At 35.2% G+C, this 23522-nt stretch carries 24 protein-coding genes; 2 read left to right on the top strand and 22 right to left on the bottom strand.

The genetic code is table 11. From position 1 onward, the window contains the following. Positions 1-360: 360 nt before the first annotated feature. The 5 genes from AC106K_RS07615 to AC106K_RS07635 form a co-directional block, all read right to left on the bottom strand. On the bottom strand, positions 361-957 hold the full coding sequence (locus AC106K_RS07615) for a Crp/Fnr family transcriptional regulator (RefSeq protein WP_482444207.1): 597 nt from the start codon (positions 955-957) through the stop codon (positions 361-363). Positions 958-1200: 243 nt separating this feature from the next. Further along, positions 1201-2220 carry an exodeoxyribonuclease VII large subunit gene (locus AC106K_RS07620; protein WP_482444208.1) on the bottom strand — a complete coding sequence of 340 codons (1020 nt, stop codon included), beginning with the start codon at positions 2218-2220 and terminating at the stop codon, positions 1201-1203. A 51-nt stretch (positions 2221-2271) separates the two neighbouring features. Further along, positions 2272-2661: a hypothetical protein gene (locus tag AC106K_RS07625; protein ID WP_482444210.1), complete on the bottom strand. Its 390-nt coding sequence runs from the start codon at positions 2659-2661 to the stop codon at positions 2272-2274. 261 nt (positions 2662-2922) lie between these two features. Continuing rightward, entirely contained in the window at positions 2923-3075 is a 153-nt protein-coding gene (locus tag AC106K_RS07630; protein WP_482444753.1) for a T9SS type A sorting domain-containing protein, read from the bottom strand. Positions 3076-3084: 9 nt separating this feature from the next. Next, positions 3085-3675: a hypothetical protein gene (locus AC106K_RS07635; protein WP_482444212.1), complete on the bottom strand. Its 591-nt coding sequence runs from the start codon at positions 3673-3675 to the stop codon at positions 3085-3087. Between the two features lie 461 nt (positions 3676-4136). Here AC106K_RS07635 and AC106K_RS07640 point away from each other — a divergent pair, with 461 nt between their 5' ends. Continuing rightward, the gene (locus AC106K_RS07640; RefSeq protein WP_482444214.1) at positions 4137-5207 is read left to right on the top strand and encodes an RHS repeat domain-containing protein; all 1071 of its coding nucleotides are present in this window, start codon (positions 4137-4139) and stop codon (positions 5205-5207) included. A 123-nt stretch (positions 5208-5330) separates the two neighbouring features. Beyond that, a complete protein-coding gene (locus AC106K_RS07645) occupies positions 5331-5645 on the top strand; it encodes a hypothetical protein (RefSeq protein ID WP_482444216.1) in 315 nt (104 codons plus the stop codon). Positions 5646-5941: 296 nt separating this feature from the next. Here AC106K_RS07645 and AC106K_RS07650 read toward each other — a convergent pair whose 3' ends face one another. The 17 genes from AC106K_RS07650 to AC106K_RS07730 all read right to left on the bottom strand — a co-directional run bounded on the left by AC106K_RS07650 (position 5942) and on the right by AC106K_RS07730 (position 22647). Further along, positions 5942-7261 (bottom strand): aspartate kinase, encoded by a 1320-nt coding sequence (locus tag AC106K_RS07650; RefSeq protein WP_482444218.1) that lies wholly within the window; start codon positions 7259-7261, stop codon positions 5942-5944. Between the two features lie 529 nt (positions 7262-7790). Beyond that, positions 7791-8402 carry a DUF4142 domain-containing protein gene (locus tag AC106K_RS07655; protein ID WP_482444219.1) on the bottom strand — a complete coding sequence of 204 codons (612 nt, stop codon included), beginning with the start codon at positions 8400-8402 and terminating at the stop codon, positions 7791-7793. Positions 8403-8440: 38 nt separating this feature from the next. Further along, positions 8441-8611, bottom strand: coding sequence for a lmo0937 family membrane protein (locus AC106K_RS07660; RefSeq protein WP_482444220.1), 171 nt, complete (start codon positions 8609-8611; stop codon positions 8441-8443). A gap of 174 nt (positions 8612-8785) precedes the next feature. Continuing rightward, positions 8786-10105 carry an NAD(P)/FAD-dependent oxidoreductase gene (locus AC106K_RS07665; protein WP_482444222.1) on the bottom strand — a complete coding sequence of 440 codons (1320 nt, stop codon included), beginning with the start codon at positions 10103-10105 and terminating at the stop codon, positions 8786-8788. Between the two features lie 122 nt (positions 10106-10227). Continuing rightward, positions 10228-12768, bottom strand: coding sequence for a DNA ligase D (gene ligD, locus AC106K_RS07670; protein WP_482444223.1), 2541 nt, complete (start codon positions 12766-12768; stop codon positions 10228-10230). A gap of 48 nt (positions 12769-12816) precedes the next feature. Further along, complete coding sequence (gene ku, locus AC106K_RS07675) at positions 12817-13596, bottom strand: non-homologous end joining protein Ku (RefSeq protein ID WP_482444224.1); 780 nt, start codon at positions 13594-13596, stop codon at positions 12817-12819. Positions 13597-13700: 104 nt separating this feature from the next. Continuing rightward, complete coding sequence (locus AC106K_RS07680; protein WP_482444226.1) at positions 13701-14315, bottom strand: hypothetical protein; 615 nt, start codon at positions 14313-14315, stop codon at positions 13701-13703. A gap of 11 nt (positions 14316-14326) precedes the next feature. After that, entirely contained in the window at positions 14327-14980 is a 654-nt protein-coding gene (locus AC106K_RS07685; protein ID WP_482444228.1) for a DUF6766 family protein, read from the bottom strand. 31 nt (positions 14981-15011) lie between these two features. Continuing rightward, complete coding sequence (locus AC106K_RS07690) at positions 15012-16541, bottom strand: FAD-dependent oxidoreductase (protein WP_482444229.1); 1530 nt, start codon at positions 16539-16541, stop codon at positions 15012-15014. Positions 16542-16623: 82 nt separating this feature from the next. Then, a complete protein-coding gene (locus AC106K_RS07695; protein WP_482444231.1) occupies positions 16624-17370 on the bottom strand; it encodes an SDR family oxidoreductase in 747 nt (248 codons plus the stop codon). Between the two features lie 96 nt (positions 17371-17466). Continuing rightward, positions 17467-17967, bottom strand: coding sequence for a CinA family protein (locus AC106K_RS07700; protein ID WP_482444233.1), 501 nt, complete (start codon positions 17965-17967; stop codon positions 17467-17469). 128 nt (positions 17968-18095) lie between these two features. After that, positions 18096-20234, bottom strand: coding sequence for a catalase (locus AC106K_RS07705; protein WP_482444235.1), 2139 nt, complete (start codon positions 20232-20234; stop codon positions 18096-18098). A 53-nt stretch (positions 20235-20287) separates the two neighbouring features. Beyond that, complete coding sequence (locus AC106K_RS07710; protein ID WP_482444237.1) at positions 20288-20665, bottom strand: hypothetical protein; 378 nt, start codon at positions 20663-20665, stop codon at positions 20288-20290. Positions 20666-20680: 15 nt separating this feature from the next. Further along, positions 20681-20998 carry a hypothetical protein gene (locus AC106K_RS07715; RefSeq protein ID WP_482444238.1) on the bottom strand — a complete coding sequence of 106 codons (318 nt, stop codon included), beginning with the start codon at positions 20996-20998 and terminating at the stop codon, positions 20681-20683. A gap of 47 nt (positions 20999-21045) precedes the next feature. Next, complete coding sequence (locus AC106K_RS07720) at positions 21046-21633, bottom strand: ferritin-like domain-containing protein (RefSeq protein ID WP_482444240.1); 588 nt, start codon at positions 21631-21633, stop codon at positions 21046-21048. Positions 21634-21706: 73 nt separating this feature from the next. After that, the gene (locus AC106K_RS07725) at positions 21707-22345 is read right to left on the bottom strand and encodes a KGG domain-containing protein (protein ID WP_482444241.1); all 639 of its coding nucleotides are present in this window, start codon (positions 22343-22345) and stop codon (positions 21707-21709) included. Positions 22346-22551: 206 nt separating this feature from the next. Then, the gene (locus AC106K_RS07730; RefSeq protein WP_482444243.1) at positions 22552-22647 is read right to left on the bottom strand and encodes a hypothetical protein; all 96 of its coding nucleotides are present in this window, start codon (positions 22645-22647) and stop codon (positions 22552-22554) included. Positions 22648-23522 lie beyond the last annotated feature (875 nt).

The raw sequence follows: 23522 nt of genomic DNA on the forward strand, positions 1-23522 counted from the left end.
TTGCAAAGATAAATAAAAAAAATACAGACTTATCTGGTCACTTATATGAGAATTAAATAATTGTTAAATTTTATAGGAGTTGATAAAAAAAAGGATTTATGAAAGTTTTTTCTTAGTTGTAATTAATTATAATCACTGTTATTTACAGTAAAATATTAATTAAAAATAACTTCTGAATAAGTAGATAGATATTTATACCTGCCACCACCAAGAGCTCTATACATCACAACACTAAAGGTTAACTACTACATGACGTTGAAAATTAACAAATTCAGAATGATTCAAATGAATAATAGGGTCAAACAATAAGCCTTCTATCTATAGAAGGCTTATTGTTTTATTTAGGGCACATCTGGGAATTTAATACATGATATGACGGCCATTAATTTTAACAAGTTCTTCCTGCTCCATTTTTTTGACAGTTCGAATAACGGTTTCGACACACAAACCTGTCAAATTAGCAATCTGCTGCCTTGTTAAAGGGACTTCATAACTGTACCGCTCCTGTTGATGTGCACATTCTTTAAAGTAATCCATTAAAGACATAATTTTAGCGCTTGGTTCTGATGCTGAATTACCAAAAAGCATTACATACTTATAAAATAATCGATCAGAAAGATTTCTAAAAATCTGAAACATAAAATCACGATTTTCAGATACCAGTTTAAAAAAATTAGATTTTGAGAGTTTCAATAGCGTACAATCAGTTTTAGCTATTGCATTCATCGGATAGTTCTTTTCACTGAATAGCAGTGATTCTCCAATACTTTGTCCTTCCCTGAGAATATTTAAGGTAAATTCCTTTCCATCCTCATGGTAATTGTTCAATTCAACTGTCCCCCTTACAATCTGGAAATAAAAATGTGGTATATCGCCCATTTGAAAGATCATTTCCTTTGCGGGATAATCTCCATAAACAGCTCCATTTTCGAGCAAAAGATTCTCATCGATGATCATACTTTTATTTTTTGATATGGTTGTACAATGAAAATTCTTAGTAAAAATTAATGATTTTTGAGTACAAAATTTAGACCATCAGCTCAGTATTGACGCAGATGTGGTATCTAATCTGCGGGTACTACCACATGGCTAGTAACAAAACAAATATCAAAAAATAAAACTTTTAAATTAGCGTAAAACATAATGACAGCAACCTGTATATAGAAAAAATATACATCATATGTTTTACAACTTTATATGTTATACAACTTTCGCTATCACAAAACCTAGCACTAACGCAATAATACCAGCAATAACAATCTTCATATAATCTGTTTTAGTATTATTCACCTCAACATTCAATCTAAGATTTTCCTGCTGTAAAGATTCCATTCCAGCCTTTAGAGAAGCAGTCTTCTCATTAATAGCTGATTGTATATTTTTTTCATATAAAACAGCAAGCTCCTTTTTGTAACTATCCATTTCCTGCTCTCTCAACTTTTGTTGTTCAGAAAAGTTCTTTTGCATTTCCTGAAGCTGTTTAGATGATGATTCCTGAAACTTCTGAAATTCCTCCGTTCTTTTTGAAAGCTGTTCTGTCAAAGTCTTGATCTGTTCTCCATGTTTCTCCGAGAGATCTTTCTTTAGCTTCTCTACCTCTTCATTACAAACTTTAAGCTGTTCAGTAAAAGTCTTTACCTGATTTTCTGACTGCTCCTTAAAGATCTTCTGAGCTTCGGTAAATTCATCATCTTTCTTTTTAAGCTGCTTTTCAAGTGTTAATACTTGTTCTGCAAACTGCTTACCTACATCTTTTTTAACCTCATCAATCAGTAATGCCCGTGAATTTGATTTTTCATGTGAAAGCTTTTCAACAATAGTATGCAGTCCTGCCCCATATTTATGAGGCAAATAAAAACGTTTATCTGCCAGCTTATCCAGTAAAGTTTCATCTACTGTATGTCCAATAGCTGTTACCGTTACGGCTGGTAAACTAATAAAGAGTTTTGATAGTGCGATATCATTAAATGCTTCCATACTCTGACGATCTCCTCCACCTCTTACAAGTGCAATAATATCATAATCTGATTCTGCTACCTCTTCAATTTTAGAAATGATAGAAGTGGATGAAGTTATATTACAGGTATAGTCTGAAATCTCAAAATATTTCTGTGATACATCCAGTCCTTCAGCAAAGTCTCTTTGAACAATTGCATTATTACCATAAATATTGGCCATTCTGATGGGCTCTTCTTTTAGAATTTTATTTCTGATGACCATTTCCAGATCCGTTGATCCTTTTTCCAGTTTGTTCTGTATAAGTTCATACCGTTATAATTCCTCTTCTGAGATCATCTTCTCCTCCTGCTGTATAATTTCATCAACAACAAACCTTAACTCCACAGAAGAGTTTTTGATGCTTTTTTCAATATATCCCTTTAAGGTATACACCTCATTATTGACAATTCTCGTTCTCAGCAATGCCGAAATTCTAACACCAATTGAAATATTACCCGATTCTGAAAACAAATTGTCGTAATAGTAGCTACCATACGCCTTACCATCCCCATAAGCATATCTACCTTTTAAGTAAATAAGATTAACCGTTGCATTAATCTTCAATGCATTACTAAACAGTCCCAGTACTGACCCTGGAGAATATATCTGATACGAAGTCTCATTTCCCTGCATGTTTTCTGGCTCAAAATTAAATGATTCCAAAGGTATTGCTATTTTAATTATATTCAGATGAATTTTGATAATTCCCTTCTAACCTTACTAAAAAAATATTTTCAAGAAACCCCTGAAATAAAATCATTATTTATCACCTAAAAAGCAATAACCTCTGTCTCGCAACCCATTAAAATTTCACTATAAGCCACAGACCTCGATGAACCATTAGATAGGATTGTTGCATTATAGTAGCCTAATCGCCATTATCTTTCCCTCCATAGGCTTCTTTTTAATAACTTATAAAAAAGATTATCTGTTGAGAATAATTTTACGATTATATACTTTTTCACTTCTGGTTTTAATAAGAATAAAATACATCCCTACAGGCAGATAAGAAGGAATATTAAAAGACTTTGAAATCAGTTTAGTACGGTATACTTCTTTGCCGGAGAGATTACTGATGAAAGCTTCTTACTTCTCCAAATCCACATTCCCCTCTAAACTGACAGTACCTGTGGTAGGATTAGGAGAAACTTTTACTATTATATCCTCTTTTAAATCAGTTTGGGACATTGCACCCGGGACAGATGATGGACCACTGACGTTCCAGTTATAAGAATCATATAAGATTTTTATTTCTTCCCATGTCAAGGCTTTATCATATACAATCAATTCATCAATCTGTGCCCGATCCAAGGTAACAATATTGGAGATGTTATTCCCCACCAGATTGATAATAGCCTCAAAAGAATTCAGGTCAAAATAAAAATTAGCTCCTCCATTGACCATTAGTTGACCATTTTTAAATACTTCCATTAATCCATCCTTATTCCTAATGAGATAGTGTTCAAATAAAGACGATGTATTAGGAGCCCAGTCAAACTCTGTATTATCCCCCAGCCCAAAATGAAATACTATGATTAAGGGTAATGGTGCGGGTGTCTTTCCATTTATTTTTTTGATTTCACCTGTAAGACTATATTTGGATTGATCATCCGTTGTTCCCAACCCTTGCCCACAGCGCATATTATTTTGGTAAACAGGAGGAAGAGTACTCGTCATCCCATGTCCGTTTACTATATCATTGAGACTTCCGTTAAACGAATAATAATGCAGAGGATCAAAAGGTGGATACGTACAGCCGTGAGGCCTGTGATAAGCATAATAAATTCTTAGCCCTCCATTAAGATTTAAAAGCCCACTGTTTAAAAAATCAAATAGCAGCCTTTACATTTACTTTTATCATTATATCTCAATCATCGATAAAATGTGGTTATCCGTAATGATTGAAAACCTATGTTTTTAATTATTCATCGTTGTTTCCGAAAAATCTCATTGTGGTAAAAAAGCGGAATATCTTACGCTTTTTCTGACTGATTGTTTAATAAGGATTAACAGTATTCAAATTACTGATAATTTTTTTCTCTACAATACAATCAAGTCTGATAATAAATAGCTTTTTAGGTAAATTAACAGAAAAACGAGCCTCATTTTTTAATAAGACCTAAACACTAATATATTTTTTGAGTACTTCAAGAAGGTCGGCCTATTTTATAGGTTGGGGAAGGAAGTCATTCATTCCGGCTTCAATACACTTTTCTTTTTCACCCAGCACATTTCTAGCTGTAACGCCTATGATAGGTATATGCACAGAGAGAGAACATTATTTATATGACCATAAAGATCATTTAGGAAATATTAGGCTTACATTTGGTGCTGCTGATGGTGGAGGATGGTTTTATTTAAAAGAAAATAATTATTATCCTTTCGGATTATTACATCAGGGATATAATGATTTTGATAATCTTAAAGATTTCGATATACCTTATAATAGTAAATATAACGGAAAAGAACTTCAGGAAACAGGAATGTATGATTATGATGCGAGAATGTATATGCCTGACTTAGGAAGATGGGGAGTGCTTGACCCTTTAATGAATAAATATGAGACAATTTCACCTTATTCTTATGTAGCAAATAACCCTGTAAATGCTATTGATCCAGATGGAAAGAAAATATTATTTGTTAATGGTCATTATCAACGCACCTACTTGGGAAGATACATTTTAGGATCAGATAAACCAGGAGAAGATTATTGGGGTAATGGATTTCCTTTCCAAGCTAAGGTTTTCTTTGATGATTTTGCAGAGATAAAAGCTTCAAACTTTATTAATGGATCCTCATTCATAGGAGGAGATATGAGTGGGCAAGACCGATATGATGCCGGGTATAAATATGCTAAGGATCATATTGATGAGCTTACCTCCAATATGGCAAAAGGAGAAACATTTAAAATAGTAACACATAGCGAAGGATCTGCTTATGGAGCTGGAGTGGCAAGGTATCTTTTGGATAAAGATTATAAAGTAAGCAGTATAGTTCATCTTTCTTCAGATGAAGGAGATGAGTTTACCACGCCAAAAGAACCTGAAACATATCAACTCGTTTACGATGGTGATGTATTAACAGGAAATAAAAAAATTAAGGGTGTAGATAAATTTGGAGTAGTTGATTCTGGGCTTGGAGCAATATATATTCACGGAAGTACAAGAACAAAAGGAGTTTTTAAACAGGTTCAGGATTTAAAACAGTAAAAACGGTAAAAAATATAGGAACTGTAAATGGAAAGACTAAAAGTTGGACTTCACAAGATAGTGCATCAACGCCAAATAAGACTAGTTTTATGAGAATTGATGATGATATAATATATAACCAAGATGGAACACATAAATAAAAATAAGAAATATATCTTTTTAAAAATTATAATATACTCAATTGGATTTCTGAGTTTGATATTCCTGTCAAATCTCTGGATTGGAACAGAAGAAAACTGGGATCAAATTGTTAAAGATGAATTTATCCCTGCCCTTATTACAAGAAAAATTGTATTAGTAGTTATTGGGTTATTGTTTTTAGGAATATCTTTTGGGTTAGACTATGTTTATAAGAAAAAAAACAATTTTACAAAAGAATTATTTTTTTTATTGATTTCTTCCCTTATTATAAATTTAATAAGGATGTTAATTCTCTGAGTTATCAAAAAGGCTGTCCTTTGAAGACAGCTTTTTCCAAATTATTCAGAGAAAAAACTAGGCTATTATTATATATTTCAAAACAAAATTTTAATAATATGTCAACACCAAGCTTAAAAACCTTGAAAAGGTTTTATGTTGTTATATTTAAATTGAAATTGAATTTAACCCTATAAACTCTCATTAGTTATGGTAATAAATTAGATAATCTACAATGAATAATAATCATTTAAAACCCGCTTTTAAAGCGGGTTCTCTATAACTATCATTTACATTCTTAATTACCTATAGATTTTCTAAAAAAATCTGTTATGCAGTGACCTCAAAGCTTCTATCTTAAAAACAGAGGGAACTAATAATGAGATATTATTTTCACTTCCTCCATAGGAGATCATTCTGATTGGAATATGCTTTACAGCTTCAGATACAATGGTTGCATATCCGTTATTATTTTTCCTGAAATCTCCGACAATGCATACAATAGACTGTTCGCTATCAATTTCAACTGCTGAGAATACACTCAGTTCTTTTACAATTTCAGAAAGATTATCCGTTTGATCAATGGTAAGGGAAACTGCTACTTCTGAAGTAGTAATCATATCTATGGGAGTTTTATACCGTTCAAAAACTTCAAAAACCTTTCTCAGAAAACCATAGGCCATCAGCATGCGAGAGGATTGAATCCGGATTGCTGTAATTCCGTCTTTAGCAGCTATTGCCACAATTTGATTCTGATTGGTTATTTTTCCCGAAATCAATGTTCCTATAGCAGAAGGATTCAGAGTATCTAGTAACCTCACAGGAACATTATATTTTCTGGCGGGAAAAACACTTTGAGGATGAAGGATTTTAGCTCCAAAATACGACAGCTCTGCTGCTTCGTCAAAACTCATTCTGGCTATAGACTTCGTATTTTGGACATATCTCGGATCATTATTGTGAAATCCATCGATATCTGTCCATATCTGGATTTCTTCTACCTGCAATGCTGCTCCCAGTAAAGAAGCGGTATAATCAGACCCTCCCCTTTGCAGATTATCAATTTCCCCCTTAGCATTTCTACATATATACCCTTGAGTAATAAATAAAGTATCTTCCGGATATTTTGCAATTTCAATATTTGCCTGCTTCCTAATCTCATTCATATTGGGTTCCTTATCTTCATCAATTACCATGAAATCTAATGCTGATAATAATACGGAAAAAACTTCTTTTTCCTTTAAATATAAATGAAACAGGGTTGTTGAAATAATCTCTCCCTGAGCAAGAATAATACGTTCTGCACTGGAGGTAAAATTTTTATGTTTAAACTGATAAAAGAGATCAAAAATTTTGTCAATAAATGTTGAAGCTTCTAAGATTCCGCTTTCTGTTTTAAACAATTCATTTACAAATTTTATATATTTCTGATATAGTCCGTCAATATGCTTATAGGCTGATTCAATATCCTTACTTTCATAAAACTCTGATAATTTCACCAAATCATTTGTGGTACCTGAAACAGCTGATAAAACCACCAGATGCTTATCTGATTCCTGAGATCTGATGATTGGTAATAATTGTTCGATGCGCTCCGGACTTCCTACTGAAGTCCCCCCAAATTTCAATACTTTCATACTATATTAAACTGTTAAATTATTATCAAAAAAAAGAGCCTGTCGTGATGACAAGCTCCCTGTTTATTTAATTTCTAACCAATAGGAAAATGACTCACGGCCCTGGGCGTAAGTACTGTTTCTTTCCTTTTTTTAAGTTAGATAATATCATTTTCTTTTTTTGATGGGCAAATATACAATTTTTTGATAATCTTTATAAAAATGTGTGATTTAAATTTAAGATTCACAACATAAATTTTTCAGATAGAGCAAATAATCTCAGTTATACCTTAAGACATATTTATGTGCAAATACAGCAAATTAACCCTTGTGAAAATTAATTGATTACTAAATATTCCTGATAATTCTGAAATATTTTCTAAACTCAAATGTTTTGACATTTCTCACTTTTTCATTTTCTAATATTTATTCTATTTATTTACAAAACATTATTAATTAATGCTTTAGTGAAAATAATTCAGAGAAAAGACACTTTTTAAAATATCTCATTTCCCGAATACAACTTAGAATGATAATAGTTTATAGAATATTATTTAACTATATCTTTTGTTTTTTCAGATTCCTTCAAATGATGCTCTAAGGTAGGAATTGTCTTCTCAGCAAATGACTTTAGTGCAGAGTTAGCCCCATCTGAAACTTCTTTTTTAAATTCTTTTATATCTTCCTTATGATCACTCACCATAAAATCTGTGTACATCTTATCAAACTCGGCCCCTTTTTTTAACTTCAGCTCATCATATTTTTTTTGCTTTTCAGCATCTAAATCTGTTGGCAGTGTAAATGCTGCTTCTGAAGCCCATTTTATAAGTTCTTTATTAGCATTGGTATGATCAGTAACCATCATTGTTCCTAATTCTTTTACAACGGCATTTCCTCCGTTATCAATGGCAAGTTTACCCATCATCACTTCCATAGTACCACCTCTCGCTGCATTTTCTGCAAATTTCCGATCTTGATCACTGACTAATTTTTGGACATCTTTTGTATTGGACATCGTGATAGAATCAGTAACTGTCATCACAGAGTCTGTAGGTACTGCTACGACCGTAGTGTCCGTAGATTGGCGCTCAATTATTTTTTCCTTTTTTGTGCAGGCCATGACAGCAAAGACTGACAAAAGTGTTAATATTAAATTTTTCATATAATTACATTTTAAGTGATTTTTGAATCCTTGTTAATCTAATCAAGTGGCTTTTTTCCGGTAATAATATTATAAAGAACCACAATAAATGCGATTACCAATAGAACATGTACTAAATATCCTGTACTAATCCCTGGTATGATTCCTAAAATTCCTAAAAGCCATACCACGATACAAATAACTGCTACTAACCATAATAAACTTCTCATAACAAAAAAATTAAAGTTATACAATAAAAATAGTCTTATTACCTATCTCTTGGGACCTCATCTACCCAAAGGTATCTCTTTAAAAATGTTTTATTTATGATTCATGCCATAAACAAAATTCTATTCTTTAATTAGCTTTACACAACCATCATCCATATTTATTTCCAGCATTATTTATCCCCTCTGAGAGGGGTTTTTAGTATCACACAGAGTACAATCATTTAATATTGCTCTGCCAATTATTTTTTTGGGTCGAAGGATTAGCCTTATTGAAGGATTATTTGTTATAAATAATCGTAGCCAATCCAGCGCTAAACGGAGCTTATTCCGAAAACCTACTAAAGGAATAATATGAATAAACAGCCAGGTCAGCCAGGCTGTAACTCCCTTAAATGAAAACCCTGGAAGATCTACTACTGCATTGAATTTTGAAATGATGGCCATTGTTCCTTTATCTTTATATATAAATGGAGATTGGATTTTTTCATCTTCAATTCTTTTAAAATTCTTCCCTAAATTTTTACCTTGCTGAATAGCAACCTGTGCTAATTGAGGATGGCCTTTGGGGTATTTTTCTTCCGTGGTCTGCAAGCATATATCTCCCAAAGCATAAATATGATCTGTTTCTTTAACTCTATTGTATTCGTCTACTAAAATCCTTCTCCCTTTTCCTATACTTTCCTGAGGTAACCCTTTTACTTCCCGGCCAATGACTCCTGATGTCCATATTAATGTTTCTGTTTCAATAGATTTTCCATCTGCCAGTATGACTTTTGAATCTACATAATCTTTTACTGCAACATTTAAAATAATTTTAACCCCAAGCTTATCTAATTTATCATAAGCTGCTTCCTGAGCCATCTTACTCATGGGAGAAAGTAAAGAAGGAAGTGCATCGATAAGATAAATATGAGAAAAACTCCGATTGATTTCGGGATATTCTTTCTCTGCTATATATTGTCCCATTTCAGCAATCATACCCGCCAGTTCTACTCCTGTAGGACCACCTCCTGCAATCACGATATTCTGCAACTTCGGTGAGTCTTTCACGTTCTTATTTCTTGCTGCTTCTTCCATAGTCAACAGCATATAATTTCTTACATAAATTGCTTCATCAATAGTTTTCATAGGCAGGGCGCATTTCTGTACATTCTCCATTCCAAAGAAGTTAGATTCTGTTCCCATCGCTAAAACGAGCTCATCATATTGAAGTTCTCCATTGTCTGTTTCTATCGTTTTGGTTTCAGGAATCACCCTCACTAAACTTCCCATGTAAAACCGTACGTTTTTATAGTTTGAAAATAACTTTCTGAACGGATAACTAATATTAGATGCTTCAATAAAAGAAGTGGCAACCTGGTAGATAAGCGGCGGAAAAAAATGGTAATTGTTCTTATCTACCAATGTTATTATAAATCTGTTATCATTTACCAAAGATTTTATAAGATTAATCCCTGCGAATCCTCCACCTACAATGACAATATGTTTTTTCATACCGAATCGATGTTAAAATTAAAATATATTTCATTGATGAAAGCCAAAGAAAAACTGTACTATTTATTCACTTATGAGTCTTTGATTTTATAAATACTCATCCTCTAAACCTTGAATAACCACTATACATTTCCTAATCCATTGATAGCCTTTAAAAGATCTATTCCTTTTCCCAAAATTGGCTTGAAGAGATCTCCCTTTTCCTGTAAACGTTCTACCATGTTTTGGATAGTAAAATCGGTTGGGTGAAGGCCTTTTTTTACTTCATTCCATTCTAATGGTGCAGAAACAGGGGCTCTGGGTTTCGGGCGTACGCTGTATACACTTGCTAAGGTCTGCGCTCGCCTGTTCTGTAAATAATCCAGATAAATTTTATTTTTATCTCTTTTTTGAAGGCTTCTTTCCAGTGTCGTAACCTCCGGAAGTTCGTGATGAACCAGCTGCATAAGCACATGTCCAAAATCTTTCACCTGATCATAGGTATACTTCGCTCCCATAGGAATATATATATGTATACCAGAACTTCCTGAGGTTTTTGGATAGCCGGTAATACCTGCTTTATCCAGAACCTCTTTAACAGCCAATGCAGTTTCTATCACATCTTCAAATGTATTTTTTTCAGAAGGATCAAGGTCAAGTACCAAATAATCTGGAAAATCGGCCTTTGGTATATGGCTTGTCCAGACATTCAGTTCAATACAGCCTAGATTATTCAGATAGGCCAACGTTTCTTTATCATTACAAATGATATAATTGATGTATTTGTCATTACTTTCAGAGAATATTTTTTGCAGATTCACCCAGTCCGGCGTATGTTCATCCGCATCTTTCTGATAGAAGCTCAGCCCTTCGATCCCATTTGGAAAACGGTTGAGTGACTGGGGACGGTTTTTCAGATGGGGCAAAATAAATTTGGAAACACTCTGATAATAGTCTATAATGTCTCCTTTTGTAATTCCGTCCGCAGGAAAATATATTTTATTCTGATTGGTAAGGGTAACATGCTGTTTTCCGATTTTCCTGACTTTATCCGCTGTTTTTTTTGTCGTTGATTTAGCTTTCATTTCGGGCTGTTTTTGAGGTGAATCATTATCAAATTTTACATCTCTATTATCAATGTCTTCTCTTAATCTTAAAAAAACCGGATGCCGATAGATATGATCTTTCGTAAGTTCTGTATATTTTATCTCAGCTACCAGTTCAGGCTTCAGCCATGTTGCTTTGGAATTCGTTTTAGGGGTAATTTTAAATGCCGATTGCTTCACCACCAGAGGTTGTAATTTCTGGTGAATCTCTTTAAGACTTTGCTCTGTAAATCCTGTTCCTGTATGTCCGCAAAATAGGAGTTCCCCATTCAGGTATTTCCCTAAAATAAGGGATCCGAAGTATTTTCTTGAGCCTTTTGGAGCAGTAAAACCACAGATCAGTGCTTCGTCACTTTTATGGATTTTTATTTTCAGCCATTCGGAGCTTCTGATGTTTTCTTTGTATTCACTGTCAGCTTTTTTAGCGATAATTCCTTCCAGTCCCATATTTTCGGCGGCCTGGAAGAAATCCTTTCCGTTTTGAAGAACATGGTCGTGATACCTGATGACATCATCTTCAATCAGAGCATCTTTAAGCAGTTCTTTTCGCTGAAGGTAAGAAAGGTTTTCTGTGGAATGTCCGTTCAGCCATAACAAATCGAATACCTGGTAGATGAGAACCAGGTCTGTATTTTGTTCTGCTATTCTCTGAAGCCATTGGAAATTAGGTTTTCCTTTATCATCATACGCAAGGATTTCACCATCCAGAACCATTTCGTGACTTTGAATTTTGAGTGCATCTGCAACTTTTTTAAATGATTTTGAAAAATCCAGTCCGTTTCTGGAATATAGCCGGATTTCACCCTTTCTGGTATCGGCAATCGCTCTATATCCATCCCATTTTATTTCAAAAGCCCAATCTTTGTCGTCAAACGGTCTTTCGCTTGTTTTACAGAGCATGGGCTTTATAAAATCGGGAAGTTTTCTCTCTCCAGAAAGTGCTGGTGTATAGTTTTTATAATGCTTTAAGCTTTCGGCGGTATTATTTTTTTTTTTACTGCTTTTCTCCTGGAGATAAGCTGTGACTTTAGAATTTTTTGAAGTATGTTCTTCGGCATCATAATCTTCTGCAACAGCATAGCGGTCTTTATGTTTGATAAGAAGCCATGCATTTTCCTCTGTTGAATTTTTAATTTTCACCAAAGCAAACTCACCTTTCAATTTTTTACCATGTAAAATAAACTTAAGGGATTGCTTATGCAGTTCCGAACGCATCACCAGATCATCACTTTTCCCGTCTATTTTTTCTAAAGGTTCATAGGTTCCCTCATCCCAGATTTCCACTTCGCCAGCACCGTAATTTCCTTTGGGAATGGTGCCTTCGAATGTGCGATATTCATAAGGATGATCTTCCACCATCATTGCCAGTCTTTTATCTGAAGGATTAAGGGAAGGGCCTTTCGGAACGGCCCAGCTTTTAAGAACTCCTTCCATTTCCAGTCGAAAATCATAATGCAAACGTGTTGCTGCGTGACGCTGAATCACAAATCTCAGTTTTGCTTTACTTTCTTTTTCTTTGCCTTCCGGTTCGGAAGTCGCCTTAAAATCTCTCTTTTTATGATATTCTTCTAATGGCATCTTACAAAAATTTAAAGTTGAACGAAAAATTATTATCTGATTAAAGTCTTATCCTGCTTTTCTTTTTCCGGATTCCAGACTGGCTTTCAGCATTGCCATAAGGTCAGTTGCTTTTCCCGCAGGCTGTTTTGTTTCTTTAACTTTTTTTATTTTACCTTTTGCTTTCTGTTTTATAATTTTCAAAAGGTCTTCATTGTATGTATCTCTATATTTTGAAGGATCGAAAGTTTCTGCTAAAGATTTAATTAATGTTTCCGCCATTTTAAGTTCTTCAGCTTTCGGTGCTTTTCCTGATGGAATTTTCAGGTCATCATACATTCTCATTTCTTCCGGATACCGCATTCTGTTGACCATGAGAATTTCATCTTGATAAGGACGAATCATGCAAAGAATTTCCCTTTCTCTCAAAATAAAGGAACCTATGCCTGCCATTTTTGTTTTCATTAAGGCTTTCAGCAATAATTTATAGGCAGCTTCTCCATTTTTTTGAGGTTCTAAAAAATAAGGGGTTTCAAAAAGAGCGGGATCCACTTCTTCTTCTTTTACAAACTGCAAAATGCTGAGAATTTTTGATTTTTCAGGACTTACCGCCTGAAAATCTTCATCTTCCAATACAATGTATTTATCTTCTATTTTATACCCTTTTACTATATTTTCCCAGGCTACTTCTTTGTGGGTATTTTCATTTACCCTTTTGTATTTGATATTGCTGAGATCTTTTTTATCCAGCATATCCAGATCTAATGTACTCGATTCACTGGCCGAGTACAGCTTGATCGGTATATTTACCAATCCAAAACCTATTGCTCCATTCCAGATCGCTCTCATATTTTTTTTTTAGCTGTTAGAGTACAAAACCTTTTCCAAATTGATCTAAATAGTATTTATTGGGATATTTTTATAAGTAATTTAACATCCTTATTTTCAAATCATTAAAAATCAAGTAAACCATTCACCAGTGTTTTCCATTCAATTTTTGAAACCCCAATCATTCCACCGGCTGCAATCAACAGGTTTCTGGCTTTGTCCAAAAACTGAGCATCCATATTAGGTGTTTCATTTCTCCCGTATATTCCTGCCTGAATAAAATCTCTTCCTTTAAAGATTCCAAATGTAGAGGTGGCCTGATCAGAATAAAAATGTAGAATATGCTCTGATGCTCTGTCCTGAGGGCTTTTTGAAGGTCTACAAGTCATCATTACAAAATCAAGACAAATACCATGGGTCTGCTCTTCAAACAGATCTACAATTTCAACCCAGTCGAAACCCTTGGCTTCTACGGTTCCCGGTCCCGGAATATCTATCCTGATATAATCCCCGATTAAAGGGTATCTATTAATCATTTCACCATCCGAGTCGAAAAGTTTAAAATCTGCAAACCCTTCACCACAGTAGCTTTTCCAATTGTTGATTAACATGAGTCTTTCTCTCAGTGTGTTGAAAACCTGATCAACACGCTCAGGGGCAACATACTTTTTCTTAGATTCCGTGTCGTGGTAACTTCCTTTCTTCTGAATGGGAACACCGAACATTTCTTTAGGTTTCATAGGTTTCATTTTTAATTTTCGTCATAAGGCATATCAACCGGTTTAGATTCCGGAGAACCTTTTTCTCTGAGCCATATTGATAAAATTACTATGGATGCCACAGCTAAAAATTCACTCTGCCAGTTCTGAAAAGATTCAAACCAGAACCTTGATTCTGAAATATACTGTAATGCTGTTACAGCCGGCTTACTTTTCATCATCTGTTCATCATTAAAAGCTGTAAGACTGCCATAGAAATGTAAAATAAAGCTTGCCAGAAAAAGGATGGCAAAAACAAGTGAGAGGGAATGTTTATAGAGTTTCAACCATATTCCTCCTTTTTTCACAGGCCATGGTGCTTTGGAATGTGCCAAAGGCTCTCTGTCAACCTCTTCTTTATCCTCCATAGATTTCGACTCACTGGAACCTTTTTGCCTGAGAGATACCGTTAGTAAAACATACAGCATCATCTGAAGAAATTCACTTTCCCAGTTTTCAAAAGTAGCCTGCATAAAATGTCCACTCTGAATGTATTCATTGATTTTTAAAGCTGCCTGCCCGTTTTCAATCAATTCTTTGTTTTCAGTTTTCAAACCCGTAAAAAACTGCCCTGTAAGAAAGATAATCATCAGAGTAAGCAATACAATACTTAAGCTGTTGCGATAAAAGAAACTTGGGTGTGACATATTTCCGGCTTTAAAACTGACAGTTAAATATTTATGAATCACGTTTTTGATAAGGAAATACTTTCTGCAGATTCTTTGTGGTAGGTCCCGTAAGGATTTTTCCGTTGATATTGAATCGGGAACCATGACATGGGCAGTCCCAGCTTAGTTCTGCACTATTCCACCGAACTTCACATCCCGCGTGTGGACATGTACTCCGCAACAAATGTAAAGTTCCGTCAATTTCTTTGTAAAGAGCGTAGGATTCTGAATCGTAGCGGATTACTTTTGCTTCACCTTCTCCAACTTCTGAAAAAGATTCAATTGTATCTTTGAAAACTTTATCTTTCACAAAATCAAAGGCCACAGTTGCTGCTTCCTTCACAAAATCTGAAAATCCTGCAATAGGTTTGATTCTTGAAGGATTAAATAAGTCTCCATATTTACTTTTCCCGGTAATGATTAGATCATGTATTATTTGCGATGAAAGTGTCCCGAATATCATTCCGTTTCCTCCGAAGCCTGTAGCCACAAAAATTCTTTCTTTAGCTCCCGGCAGTTTTCCAATATAAGGAAGCCCATCCACAGGTTCATAATATTGACTGGACCAGCTGTAAAATACGGTTTCAACGTCAAAGTATTTCCTTACATAATTTTCAAGTCTTGAAAAACATTCTCCGGTATCTTCCGCATGTCCTGTCTTGTGATCTTCACCTCCCGCAATCAATAAATTTTCACCATCAATATTCTGAATTCGGTAATAATGATAAGGTTCACAGAGATCATAACCTAACTCCCAAGGATATTTATAATTTTTCATGGTAAATGCCATAACATAGCTTCTGTAAGGTGCATTGGTAAAGTGCAGAAGATTAACTCCGGGAGGAATGTGAGTGGCATAAACAATATTTCGTGCTTTTATTTCTCCTTTTGAAGTTTTTAAAATAACATGATCTTCCTGTTCATCATGACCTTCACAAAGACAATTTTCCTGAATGGAACCACCCAGGCTGATAAAAGCCTCACAAAGTCCTTTGATATATTTTATGGGATGAAAATGTCCTTGTCCGGGAATAAGGACTGCTTCTCTGAAGGGAATCGGAAAAGGAATTTCATTGACATAACTCATTTCATGGCCAACATTTTCAGCTCCTTCAACGATACTTTTCAACCGCTCTTCCTGATTTTCATCCAATGCAAAGAGGTAGGCTGATTTTCTGGTAAAATCACAACTGATCCTGTATCTGTTAATATGATCTTCAATGATTTCAATAGCATCTCTTCCGGATTCTGCATAGAGTTTAGCATTATCAAAACCAAAATCACTGATAGCTTGTGTAAAGGTAGTATCAAAGAAATCATTTAAATGAGCCGTTGTTCCACCAGTTGTTCCAAAACCAATGTTGGAAGCTTCCAGAATAATACATTTTTTTCCGGATTCCTGAAGTTTCAGTGCTGTTGAAACTCCTGTAATTCCACCCCCTATTATGGCAACATCAAATAATGAGTTGAGATCAGTTTCTATAGAAAATTTCCTGACCTCTTCCTGCCATATACTTTTTCTTGCACCGTCTCTGTACATAATAAGAATATTTTAATTGTTAATTTATCTGATACTCAATGTGTCATTTTCAGAAAGATCTGTTCTACCGGCACTATTACTTTTAACCATTTACAATCAATCCACCATTGGGATGAAGTACCTGCCCTGTTATTTGTGAGGCATCTGAACCTGCCAAAAACAGGAAGCTGAAGGCTATTTCTTCCGGAGTTGCATTTCTCTCCAAAGGAGGTTTATTGGGATTTTCTTCTTTTTCATCAAATGTTTCTTCAGTAAGTGGCGTAGTCACAGGTCCTGGAGCAACGGCATTAATACGGATTCCTTTTGGTTTAGCCTGTAATGCCAATGAACGGGTGAAAGAAACAATAGCTCCTTTTGTGGCAGAATAATCAAGGAGTTCAGGGTGTCCCTGATATGCAGAAACGGAAGTGGTATTAATCACGCAGCTTCCTTCTTTCAGATAGGGAAATACTACTTTCGTTAATAGAATCATTCCCACAATGTTAGAATCAAAGGTCTGTCTGATCTTTTTTTCTTCAAGCTGCTCAATACTGTCTGCAGGAAACTGAACCCCGGCATTATTGATGAGAACATCAATTTTTCCGAATCCTGAAATAACTTCTTTGACCGTTTTTTTACAAAAATCATAATCATTGATATCACCTTGAAAGATGATGCATTTTCTATTCAGATTTTCAATTTCTCTTTTTGTTTTTTCAGCATCGTTATCACTTGAATGATAAATAATGGCAATATCTGCTCCTTCCAATGCAAAAAGAAGCGCTACAGCCTTACCTATTCCGCTGTCGGCTCCGGTAATCAAAACAGATCTGGTATCTAATTTTCCCATTTCAAAATCTTTTTATTCTTTTTATGTGTGTAGATTTCGGCATGTATTTCATTCTATGAGCGGTCCATACTCAATTGATTGTTTTATTTACAGATTTTATTTTAAGATTAAAAGCCTGTTTAATTCGCTTTTAAAACACCCCAGAATAAATTCGGTGTAGTATAGCTGAGCATTCAGGGCCTGAGTTTTAGGGTGCAGTTCCAGTTTTTTAGTCATAATAATCTCACCTTTATAGGAAAATGAGAAATAAGCGAAAATTTTATAACCGGAATTCCTGATGGGTGTACAATAGCCCGTTGTGGCAATAGCCCAGTCAGACTCATACAATTTTGCTACATTCAATGCCATTGTTTCTGCAATATTTTCAGAAACACAGTCGCATTCTTCTGCTTCCCTCCTGTTGACCTTTAACAGTCTCACTTTTTCAGGTAAGGAATAGGTTGTCATTCCTCCTTTATAGAACATTGAAGCATTGGGCATCTGTGAAAAAGCCAGCTGCAAACATCCTGACGTAACACTTTCTGCAATGGAAATGCTCTCACCGATGGTCATAAGTGACTGACTTATATATTCAAGAAGATTCTGTTGAAAATCCATAATAGTATATTTTTAATGAGGTTAAAAAAAAGAAAGCTTAAAAAAATTGCTGAATGAATAGATTGCAGCATTGCTTTCATATTAAAATATTTAAAGTGATTGTGTGTGGTATGAAGGATGTGTATGATTTAAGCGTTTCTCTCCATTTCAAGGTCCCAAACTCTGTGTTTGGCTATGGCGTTAATGAATTTATCTGTCTGGTCCCCGTCTTCCCATGTGATAATTCCCGGGTCGTCATGCTGTTTCGCTGATACATTGGAATTATGATAAAGAACCTGAGTATCTGTCCCGAAATAAATGGCTTTACAATGTTTATAGGCTTCATTGATAAAATGTAGTACCAAATGTCTGTTTTCCGGGATTAATAATTCTTTAATAGCGTCTTCTCCCCCTGCAATGTATAAAGCATCAAAGCAAACACCTGCCGTACTCGTCAGCGAATGTTTCGGAAGTAAAGTTGAGCCATCGTTAGTTCGCACAGGCGCTAAACTCGGAGCAATAAGTTCCACCCTCGCCCCTTCTCCTTCTAATTTTACTTTCAAATCATTAGTTGCTCCTGCCTCTACACCTCCAGCAATGATAAACCCAATCTTTCTGCTTTGAATCGTGTTTTTAACCGTATTCTGCATACTCAGAGCTTCGGAAATCTTTATTTTAGGTTCTCTTTCCTCACTCTGAAGATCAATAATATTGCTGTCTGCCGGAAGGCTCTGATTAGGCCATTCCAGTTTTTTAACTTCCACGCCTACTTTTTCTGCCACTCTCCATGCAAGGAACATATCAACGTAACCCAATTGCCCTACCATTCTTTCTCTGATTTCAGGACGTGTGACTTTAGACAATTCAAAAATCAGAGCATTCTGCAAGTGTAATTTTTCTGGTATTGACTGGCTGTTGTAAAATAGTTTAGCCTGTGAATAATGATCTACAAAACTTTTGCTTCTTTCTCTCACTTTCTCTCCGGAAATTCTTTCCTGCTGGGAAGTAAATCCACCTTCAGACATCATGGCCTGGAAAGGGCAGCCTCCGCCAATAGAATTAGGCTCATAACTGCTTTTTCCTTTGACAATCTGCTGCCTCATGTGACCATCTCTCTGGTTGTTATGAATGGTATTGATGGATCTGTTGATAGGTATTTCATGAAAATTGGGAGATCCCAGTCTCGAAAGCTGAGTATCTGTATATGAAAACAGTCTTCCCTGCAGCAGTGGATCATTGGTAAAATCAATTCCCGGAATAATATGTCCCGGATGAAAAGCAACCTGTTCTGTTTCGGCAAAGAAATTATCCGGATTTCTGTTAAGCGTTAAAGTTCCAACGATTTCTACAGGAACTTCTTCTTCAGGAATCAATTTGGTAGGATCAAGAAGGTCAAAATCAAATTGATGTTCATCTTCTTCAGGGATCAGCTGTACTCCGAAATCCCATTCAGGGTAATCACCATTTTCGATGGCTTCCCATAGGTCTCTTTTATGAAAATCAGAATCTACTCCTGAAAGAATCTGGGCTTCATTCCAGGCTACGGAGTGCACTCCTAATCTGGGTTTAAAATGAAATTTCACAAAATGAACTTTTCCTTCTTCATTGATGAATTTAAAAGAGTGTACACCAAAGCCTTCCATCATTCTGAGGCTTCTCGGAATGGCTCTGTCACTCATTACCCACATAATCATGTGCATACTTTCGGGCATCAGTGAAATAAAGTCCCAAAATGTATCATGAGCGGAAGCAGCCTGTGGAATTTCATTATCGGGCTCGGGTTTTACAGCGTGTATCAGATCAGGAAATTTGATGGCATCCTGAATAAAAAATACAGGCATATTATTGGCTACAAGGTCATAGTTTCCTTCTTCAGTATAAAATTTTACTGCGAAACCTCTTACATCTCTTGCCAGGTCCGTACTTCCTTTACTTCCCGCAACGGTTGAAAATCTCACGAAAACCGGAGTTTCTTTTCCAAGCTCTGTTAAAAATCTGGCTTTGGTGTAGCCTGCAAGACTTTTGTTAAGTTTAAAAAAACCATGAGCTCCGGAACCTCTTGCATGAACTACTCTTTCAGGAATTCTTTCATGATCAAAATGAGTAATCTTTTCTCTCAGAATAAAGTCCTCCAGCAATGAAGGCCCACTCTCTCCGGCTTTTAAAGAATCCTGATTGTTATTAATTTTTAATCCCTGATTAGTTGTGAGCTTTTCATTTTCATTGGAAGTACTGTGTACATCCAGCTGCTCTGCTTTTTGATTAGGTTCATTGGTTTTCATATTCATAATCTTTTTGTGGTTGATGTATTGTTAAAGCAGTTAATAAGAGAACTGCGGAACTAATCTGCTTTGCTTTCCAGAATTTGAAGAAGCCTGTTGATACACTCTTCTTCTTTCAAAACTTTATAATAAGCTGTTTTAGCGTACAAAGTAAAGGCTGGGGATTCAAATCTTATTTCAGCATCCATATCTGTAGTTTCTGTTGTGTTTTTAGAATGAAACTCAAGGATATTAAGTATATATTCTTCCAGATAAGTATCTATTGCTCCTTTCAGAACTTCACAGGTAGCATTGTTTTTAATCTTTTCCAATGATTTGATCAGAAAAGCTGTAACTCCGTAAGAGTTGATGATAGGCGGAAACAGAGACTCATTCTCTATTGCATTGTTTTTATCATTTAAACCGGAATGTTGCAAAGTGTCGTTTTCAAATGTCATATTCAAAAAATGGTATTAGTTATTGGAAGCTCTCAGATATTGTTCAAAATAATGAAGGTCATTTTTATCTTTTATGGATAAATAAAACATGATTTGTTCCGGTTCTTTTAATCCAATACTGCTGAAACAGTCGAAATGAGCAATTAACGCCTGTATATTTTCGATATCAATATCTTTGAGAATGATAAATAAAAGGAAGATATTTTCTCTGATCTCTTTGGCATAAATTGCAGCTCCATCCTCGAAACACTTTCCCGTATGGGCTACTTTTACAAAATTTTTGTGTTTCAGTGTTCTTATAATCTTCTGACAGTCCATATATTTTGATTTCATGATTAAAATAAGCCAGGTAGAACAAACTACATGGCTTATTGTATAGTTTAGTCTTCTTGTTCTGCATCAAAATTGATGGATGTCTCCGCAATATCCGTAAGATGAGAATCTGTATCTTCTTCTTCCTGAAGGGTTCTTTCAAGAAGATCTGCAGCCTTGTCATGCCCCATCGTTATGGCTAGCTGAGCCAACCCGCCGTAAGTGGCAATTTCGTAGTGTTCTACTTTTTGTGCGGCAATAATTAATGCTACGTCTCTTGTTGCAGAGCCATCTTCTGTGGCTTTGATAACCTCTTCACCTTCTTCGATGATTCCTTTAATCGCTTTGCATTCTTTCTTTTCAGGCTTTTCGTCAACGAGCTGAAAGACTTTTTCCAGACGCTTAACGTGTTTTTGGGTCTGAAGATGATGATCTTCAAAAGCATCCTTCAGTTCTTCTGTTGTAGCGGCTTCCTGCATCTTTTCCAATGCTTCAAGAATGGCATTTTCCGCATAGTAAATATCTTTAAGGGCACTCACGAAGAATTTGTGAAGCGGAGCATTCTTCATCTCATCTTTGTTGATGATTGACTTATCTCCCGTACCTTTCTTGGCAGCAGGAACAGTACTGTTCGTTTCTAATATTTTATTGGGCATGGTGTGAATGGTGTTTATTTTTAAAAAGATTACCCCTTTATAAATATTTAAAGAGGTAATCCAGGAAAAAGAATTATGAATTACGTCTGCCTCCGAATCCTGAACGGCCTGAGGTTCTTCCACCTCCGTGGGATGCCTGTCCGCCCATTCTTGCGATTCTTGTACGTTCTGCTTTACTCATTGAAGCAAATCCTCTTTTTGATGTGCCTGAGCCTGAATTAGAGCTTCTACCGGAACTATTGCTGCTTCCTGATCTTGAATTGGAACTTCTTCCATTTCCTGATCTTCCTGAACCAGAGCCGGAATTTGAATTGCCGGAAGACCTGCCTCTGTTATCTGATCTTGATCCCGAACCGGAATTAGAACGTCCACGGGAGTTACCTCCGCCGCCGGAAGTAAATCTTCCTTGGCTGTCTCTTTGTTGGTTTCCGCTATTTCCTCTGCCACGGCGTCTATTATCGTTGTAATCGTCATCATCCTCGTCATCATCATAATCATCGTCGTCATAATCATTGTCATAGCTATTATGATAATTGTCATCGTCATCATCATCTTCGTCAAAATAATCTTCATATTCCGCAAAGTCATCATCATAATCTTCATCTCTTGATGCATCGTTATATCCATGGTCATATCCTAATTGATATACTTCTTCAAGATTACTGGATGACCGTCCTCTTGAACTTCGATTTTTTGAATTTCTAGTGTTCATAACTGAATTTTTATAATTAATATTTAGTGATGACTATTGCTGGCCGTGACTAGTATTAGACAGCAATGAGTTGAATTTATTTAATATTGAACACCGAAGCATTGCCTCGTAAAATGATCCCTCAAACAGGGTTTAGAATAATTTATAATTCAAATGTACAGCTTAATGGTTTACTTATTTATGACTCAAATCATCTTGAATAATTATTAGTATAAAATTTTACTGTTTTCTATTTTAATTTTACCTTCCTCTTCCATTTTTTTCAAGGCTCTGATCACTATCTCTACACGGAGACCTATCAAATTTGCAATCTGTTGTCTGGTAAGCTCTACCGAGAAGCAATGCGCACAGTCCTCATCATGAAAAACTTCTGAGAAAGTCCAATAGCCCTTTTAATCTTACGGAAGGGTTTAGTAAAGCCATATTCTGAATCATCACCAGCTTATAATATAATCGCTGAGACAAACAATGATTCATTTCCATTGAAATATGCGGATACTTTTCCAGCAATTTCATAAAGTTATTTTTTGGAAGTCTTATGATTTATGTCTGAGATAAGCAGATCGCATTCATAGGATATTTCTTATACATAAAAAGAAAGGAATCACTAAAACTTTGCTTTTTCCTAAGAATATTGTGAATAAACTCATTGCCTTCTTCATTATAAGTATTGGGCTTCATTTTTACTACAGTCTCCATTCTTAACCCGCTTAATGAAGTCAATTGGTGTTTTGTAAAAGGAATCTGATAGGAAAAAGGTTCTTCTCACCGATGACAGGTTTTTAAGTTTCACCCGATAGAAGGGACTGCTTAACGAAGATTATTAAGTAGAATATCTATAATACATTCTCACTGTTGTATATTTATACAACTCCTATGAAGACATGAAACTTTTTTTAATCAAGAAATTTCAATTTGGGAAATCTAAGATATGCAACTTCTGAAAATAAAAACGTTTCTCCGAAACAATGCCCTTGGAAAGGAACGCTAAGAATAAATTCTCTGACATATTCATGGTAATTATTCAGCATTACGCTTCCGTGTATTATTTGATAAAATAATTAGGCTGTCCATCTTCTATATTACCTCATTTGTTTTATAAGTCTGCATTTCCGATTCTAATGAAAGCAAAAGTTCTTCATTAAATATCATTTTTGAAGGCTAAAAGTTTTATTAT

The sequence above is a fragment of the Chryseobacterium sp. FR048 genome (genome assembly GCF_056844665.1).

Excerpts from the sequence above, each read along its gene's own strand:
- AC106K_RS07615 (WP_482444207.1), bottom strand. The coding sequence starts at position 957 with ATGATCATCGATGAGAATCTTTTGCTCGAAAATGGAGCTGTTTATGGA.
- AC106K_RS07620 (WP_482444208.1), bottom strand. The coding sequence starts at position 2,220 with ATGGTCATCAGAAATAAAATTCTAAAAGAAGAGCCCATCAGAATGGCC.
- AC106K_RS07635 (WP_482444212.1), bottom strand. The coding sequence starts at position 3,675 with ATGACGAGTACTCTTCCTCCTGTTTACCAAAATAATATGCGCTGTGGG.
- AC106K_RS07645 (WP_482444216.1), top strand. The coding sequence starts at position 5,331 with ATGGAACACATAAATAAAAATAAGAAATATATCTTTTTAAAAATTATA.
- AC106K_RS07650 (WP_482444218.1), bottom strand. The coding sequence starts at position 7,261 with ATGAAAGTATTGAAATTTGGGGGGACTTCAGTAGGAAGTCCGGAGCGC.
- AC106K_RS07655 (WP_482444219.1), bottom strand. The coding sequence starts at position 8,402 with ATGAAAAATTTAATATTAACACTTTTGTCAGTCTTTGCTGTCATGGCC.
- AC106K_RS07660 (WP_482444220.1), bottom strand. The coding sequence starts at position 8,611 with ATGAGAAGTTTATTATGGTTAGTAGCAGTTATTTGTATCGTGGTATGG.
- AC106K_RS07665 (WP_482444222.1), bottom strand. The coding sequence starts at position 10,105 with ATGAAAAAACATATTGTCATTGTAGGTGGAGGATTCGCAGGGATTAAT.
- ligD (WP_482444223.1), bottom strand. The coding sequence starts at position 12,768 with ATGCCATTAGAAGAATATCATAAAAAGAGAGATTTTAAGGCGACTTCC.
- ku (WP_482444224.1), bottom strand. The coding sequence starts at position 13,596 with ATGAGAGCGATCTGGAATGGAGCAATAGGTTTTGGATTGGTAAATATA.
- AC106K_RS07680 (WP_482444226.1), bottom strand. The coding sequence starts at position 14,315 with ATGAAACCTAAAGAAATGTTCGGTGTTCCCATTCAGAAGAAAGGAAGT.
- AC106K_RS07685 (WP_482444228.1), bottom strand. The coding sequence starts at position 14,980 with ATGTCACACCCAAGTTTCTTTTATCGCAACAGCTTAAGTATTGTATTG.
- AC106K_RS07690 (WP_482444229.1), bottom strand. The coding sequence starts at position 16,541 with ATGTACAGAGACGGTGCAAGAAAAAGTATATGGCAGGAAGAGGTCAGG.
- AC106K_RS07695 (WP_482444231.1), bottom strand. The coding sequence starts at position 17,370 with ATGGGAAAATTAGATACCAGATCTGTTTTGATTACCGGAGCCGACAGC.
- AC106K_RS07700 (WP_482444233.1), bottom strand. The coding sequence starts at position 17,967 with ATGGATTTTCAACAGAATCTTCTTGAATATATAAGTCAGTCACTTATG.
- AC106K_RS07705 (WP_482444235.1), bottom strand. The coding sequence starts at position 20,234 with ATGAATATGAAAACCAATGAACCTAATCAAAAAGCAGAGCAGCTGGAT.
- AC106K_RS07710 (WP_482444237.1), bottom strand. The coding sequence starts at position 20,665 with ATGACATTTGAAAACGACACTTTGCAACATTCCGGTTTAAATGATAAA.
- AC106K_RS07715 (WP_482444238.1), bottom strand. The coding sequence starts at position 20,998 with ATGAAATCAAAATATATGGACTGTCAGAAGATTATAAGAACACTGAAA.
- AC106K_RS07720 (WP_482444240.1), bottom strand. The coding sequence starts at position 21,633 with ATGCCCAATAAAATATTAGAAACGAACAGTACTGTTCCTGCTGCCAAG.
- AC106K_RS07725 (WP_482444241.1), bottom strand. The coding sequence starts at position 22,345 with ATGAACACTAGAAATTCAAAAAATCGAAGTTCAAGAGGACGGTCATCC.